Source organism: Flavobacterium sp. (assembly GCF_031363805.1).
GTDB lineage: Bacteria > Bacteroidota > Bacteroidia > Flavobacteriales > Flavobacteriaceae > Flavobacterium.
In genome coordinates this window covers 1-4,937 of sequence record NZ_JANLVD010000045.1, presented here as the reverse complement: position 1 = coordinate 4,937, position 4,937 = coordinate 1, and the positions used below count along the sequence as shown (strand labels likewise).

Sequence of the window (4,937 nt, the reverse complement as noted above, 5' to 3'; positions counted from 1 at the left end):
TTACTACTTATATTATTCGTATTTTCAATACAATTTATAAATGCACAAGAGGCAGAAATTGCTCGTGCAAAACGTTATTTTGACAAAACATATTATAGCGAAGCCATTCCATTGTATGAAGATATTGTGGTTGAAAATACTTCGGTAGATATTGTCAAGAATTTGGCAGACTGTTATTATTACACAAACGATTTAAAAAATGCACAGAAATACTATCGGTTTTTAATAAAAAACTATTACAAAGACCTTCAAGAAGAATATTATTTTAGATTTTCTCAAACCCTAAAAGCTTCCAATAATTATGAAGAAGCCAACAAAGTTTTGATGGATTATTATGTAAAATCTGCCAACACAGAAGCGGTTGTGCAGTTTGAAAAAGATTTAAAAGAACTTGAAAACGTATTGGCAATTGGCAAACGATTTGAAATTAAAAATTTAGGATTAAATACTGCAAATTCTGAATTTGGAGCTGTAAAATTGGGCGATAATTTAATTTATGCAACCGTTAAAAAAGAACCTAGTTTATTTGACAAAGTGTATAAATGGACCAATGAAACCTACTTAAATTTGGTTTCTGTTCCTATGAAAAATATCAATGCCAGTGACTCAATAGTGAACTATTTTGCCAAGGAATTAAATTCTGGCATGCACGAATCGAATGCAGTATTTACAAAAGATGGAAAAACAATTTATTTTACCCGAAACAATTCTAAAAACGGACACCGAGCAAAAAACAAAGAAAAAATATCAAGCATTCAAATATTTAGAGGCGAACTTGTAAACGGAAAATGGGCGAAAATCACTTCATTACCATTTAATAGTGATAATTATTCGGTGGAACATCCGGCTTTGAGTGCTGATGAAAAAACTTTATATTTTGCATCAGATATGCCTGGAACATTGGGTTCTTTGGATTTATTTTCGGTATCGATTTCTGGAATTGAATACGGAACACCAAAAAATTTAGGTAGCAAAATTAACACCAATAAAAAAGAACAATTTCCTTTTGTGGCAAATGATGGCAAACTTTATTTTTCATCCAACGGATTGCCAGGCTACGGATCATTGGATATTTTTGTGTCAGAACTTAAAAATAATGAATTCAGCAAACCATTAAATGTTGGATTGCCAGTCAATTCAAATGTAGATGATTTTTCATTTACTATTGATTCAGATACAAAAAGCGGTTATTTTTCGTCCAATAGAGCAGGCGGAAAAGGAAAAGACGATATTTATTCGTTAAACGAAACCAAAGATTTAATTATTGAAGATTGTAAGCAATTTTTAACTGGAATAATTACAGATGTAGATACGAAACTACCTCTAGAAAGTGCAATTGTTATTCTTCAAAATTCAAATAAACAAGAAGTTGAAAAGGTGATGACTGCTGCAGATGGAAAATTCAGTTTTACAGTGCCTTGCGAAGCCAATTATACGATTCTTGCATCCAAAGAAAATTATACCGAAAACAGCAAATCTTTCAAACTTTATAAAGACAGAAATAAATCTACCGACGCTTCAATGACATTGAAATCGTTGGAAGTGATCAAACAGGAAGAAGCACTTGTGGTAGCTGAAAAGAAAAAAGACGAAGACTTGGCAATTGCCAAACAAAAGGAGGAAGAAAAAGAAGAAAAGGCAAAAGAAAAAGAAGTAGCCGAAGTCAAGAAAAAAGAGAAAATTGAAAAAATTATTGCCCAAGAAAAAGATGTCGTAAAAGTCAAAGACAAACTAATCATCAAAACCGATCCTATATATTTTGATTATAACTTGTGGTATATCAGAAAAGATTCAAAAGTAACGCTAAAACGCGTCATTGAACTGATGAATAAATATCCAGACATGATTCTTGAAATTGGTTCCCATACTGACATGCGAGGAAACGACAGATACAATGCCAATTTATCTGAAAGAAGAGCCGAATCGACCAAAGAATTTCTGGTAGATCTAGGCATTGCCGAAAACAGAATTATTGCCCGAGGTTATGGTGAATCTGAACCAGTTCTCGATTGCAAAACTGAAAGTAGTTGCACCGAAGAGCAACATGAGTTAAATAGAAGAAGTGAATTTGTGATAAAGAATTTGTAGAAAACTTTGAAGTAAAAAAGAAAAATCGCCGATGTATGTTGGCGATTTTTTTTTGGGCGTCTCCCCGCTTCCACTTTGTTACAGCGCGGTCAGGCTGTCCGTTTCAATCTCCCGAAAAAAATCGGGAGGATTTTCACTGCCATCCTTGACGCGGAAGTCCACAATCGAATGGCAAAAGTTGAAGAGTATAATGCTATAAACATTTTAGTTTTAAGAATATTTTTTATTACTATCCAAGGATAATCAATTTAGGATATTTTGTTTATAAATTTCTTGGAATTTATAATTATGCTAGTACGAAAAGTATTTAATAAATTAAAAATCCTTTTGGTGATTTATAATGTTTATTACATATATTTGGAAAAAATAAACCTAAAAAACCTTCGTCAATCTACCCAATATAGCTGCATATACGAAAGTTTCTAGCGCATATATACAAGTTGTGCGACAGTTTCGAGCGACAGAAAAACCTAAAAAAATAGAAACCAAAATTTAACAATGAAAAAAATAATAATTTTTGCATTTCTGATAATTTTCTTTTGTGCTAACGCACAAAATTTTAATCCGAAATTTATAACTTTATCTGAAAATCCCAATATTGAAGATTTTTCTTTTTTAAAAGAAGAATTGAAAAATGTTCAAGTTTTTATGCTTGGTGAAAAATCGCATTTTGATGGAAATGTTTTCGAAATGAAAACAAAAATTATAAAATATCTTCATAAAGAAATGGGATTTAATACAATTGCATTTGAATCTGGAGTTTACGATGTATGGAAAGCACAAGAAAATATAAATAATGGAAAAAATACAAAAGAAGCATTCGAAAAATCTCTATTTCAAATTTGGAGCAAAACAAAAGAATTTCAAACTTTTATAGATTTTTATGAACAAAACAAAAAAGATTTAAAACTATTTGGCTTTGATAATCAAATTACTGGTAAATATGGAGAAGAAAAACTAATTAAAGATTTGTACGAATATTGCAATAAAAACCAAATTCAATTAAACTTAAATGAAGGCGACTTAAGATTATTAATGGAATCAATTTACTATGGTGATTTTGATGAAAATGACATAACTTATCTAGAATTCAAAAATTCATTATCAAAAACATTTGATTTAATTTCAAAAAAACAAAAAAACGAAGAACAATTTTATTGGAAACAAATTATTAAAAATTTGCTTTCATTGGGTGAGAATAGTTACAAGAAGATATCGATTTTAAGCACATTTAACACAACAGCCGAAGACAATATTCGTGATAAACAAATGGCTAACAATCTTCTTGAATACCTAAAAAATCATGCTAATGAAAAAATAATTTGTTGGGGCGCAAATCAACATTTTGCCAACGATATTTCTTCAATAAATACATCGATTATAAAAGATTTTGTACCAATGGGTTCGTTTATAAAAAAAGAACTTAAAGAAAAAATGTATTCTCTAGCATCGATAACTGCAAGTGATTCAATCTTTTTGCAAGGCAAATGGGAAAAAACAATTGTTGCTGAAAATTCATTTGAATATTATTTAAAAAACCAAAAAAAGTCACATTTATTTATTTCTTCTAATCAAGTTGAAATGAAGCAAAAACAATCAACTAGATTGTTTAGTCCAGAAACTTTTATAGATTTGAAATTAGATTTAGTTCACGATGGATATTTATTTTTCAATAAAACAAGTCAATCAACTTTTATAGAAAACGAAAATGTTTTAAATTCAAAAGCAGATGAAAATGAAACAATTACAGAAAATAAATTTGAAATTGTATCTCGGTTTATTTACCACAAGTTACTAATGCAATAGTAATTCTATCAAATAAATACTCTCCGAAGTATCTTCTATTAAGTTTGTAGCAGAACTCATCAAGATAATTTTGAAGATATATACCTTTCATTTTGTGATGTACACCTAAGAAAGTTTTTTTAGCGTTGCTTATTGCAATATGAACCCATTTCAATGTTGTTTTCGTTGTTTCTTTAGTTGATTTTTCTGTTAAATGTGCTTCAACATATTTTTCAATATCAACATAACTAGTACTTTTATCGCTGAAAAGTATAACCTTTTCTTCAATGTTATCTTTTATAACTTCATTTATTTCTTCTGATTTGTGAGTTTTTAAAACCTTCATTTTAAAATATCTACAAGAACTTTTTTTTTGACCTGTTTTTACATCTTCTAAAGGTGTTGATTCTGCCATAACTGCAACATTCATCTGCTGTTCGCTTCCTCTTCCTCTTTTTAAGTTTGCTTTATCTTTCTCAGAAGTCTCAACTGAAAAGTAGCCTTCATCAAACTCAACCATATCTTCTAAATTATATAAATCGTCACGTTTACCCATCGAAACTCTTATTTTGTGCATCATAGCCCAAATAGGTTCGTAAAATTTATGACCCAGTTGTCTTTGCATTTCTAATGCAGAAATTCCTTTTTTACTAAAACTCATAAATGTCATAGCTGCAAACCACATTTTAAAAGACAATTTAGAACTCTCCATTACAGTTCCACTGCGTAAAGTAGTCCTAAATCTGCAATTTGAACACTGCCATTGCCATTTGTCTTTAAGCCAATAATGTTTTACACATTGACATTTTTTACAAGTTATACCTTGTTTTTCTCTAACTTTCTTATAATACAACTTACAAGATTCTTCATCTGGAAAGTGTTCAGCAAATTTTAAAATTGTCATTTTTTATCAAATATAACGATTTATCGAGTTACTTACTTAATTACTACTATTTGATTCCAACCATAGTGTTTATGGCTTACCAATCTTTTGAATAGATTGTCGAATATTGTTTCTTTATAAATCGAACGATTTAATCTATAAAAATATTCGTCTAAATATT

The 4,937-nt window shown here is 29.6% G+C and carries 3 protein-coding genes and 1 pseudogene; 2 read left to right on the top strand and 2 right to left on the bottom strand.

Annotation, left to right across the window (positions count from 1 at the left end; genetic code table 11):
• Positions 1-2,088 (top strand): OmpA family protein (locus tag RMN92_RS02585; protein WP_309607900.1); only part of this gene is annotated, 2,088 nt, incomplete at its 5' end.
• A 498-nt stretch (positions 2,089-2,586) separates the two neighbouring features.
• Positions 2,587-3,894 (top strand): erythromycin esterase family protein, encoded by a 1,308-nt coding sequence (locus RMN92_RS02580; protein WP_309607899.1) that lies wholly within the window; start codon positions 2,587-2,589, stop codon positions 3,892-3,894.
• Here the strand turns inward: RMN92_RS02580 and RMN92_RS02575 are convergent.
• Together RMN92_RS02575 and RMN92_RS02570 are read right to left on the bottom strand one after the other, a co-directional pair.
• Entirely contained in the window at positions 3,866-4,777 is a 912-nt protein-coding gene (locus RMN92_RS02575; RefSeq protein WP_309607898.1) for an IS1595 family transposase, read from the bottom strand. The genes RMN92_RS02580 and RMN92_RS02575 overlap by 29 nt on opposite strands.
• A gap of 32 nt (positions 4,778-4,809) precedes the next feature.
• A pseudogene (locus RMN92_RS02570) lies at positions 4,810-4,937 on the bottom strand (IS1595 family transposase); the annotation flags it as partial.

What these genes read in the sequence shown, in the direction of transcription:
- RMN92_RS02575 (WP_309607898.1), bottom strand. Translation starts at nt 4,777, where the DNA reads ATGACAATTTTAAAATTTGCTGAACACTTTCCAGATGAAGAATCTTGT.
- RMN92_RS02580 (WP_309607899.1), top strand. Translation starts at nt 2,587, where the DNA reads ATGAAAAAAATAATAATTTTTGCATTTCTGATAATTTTCTTTTGTGCT.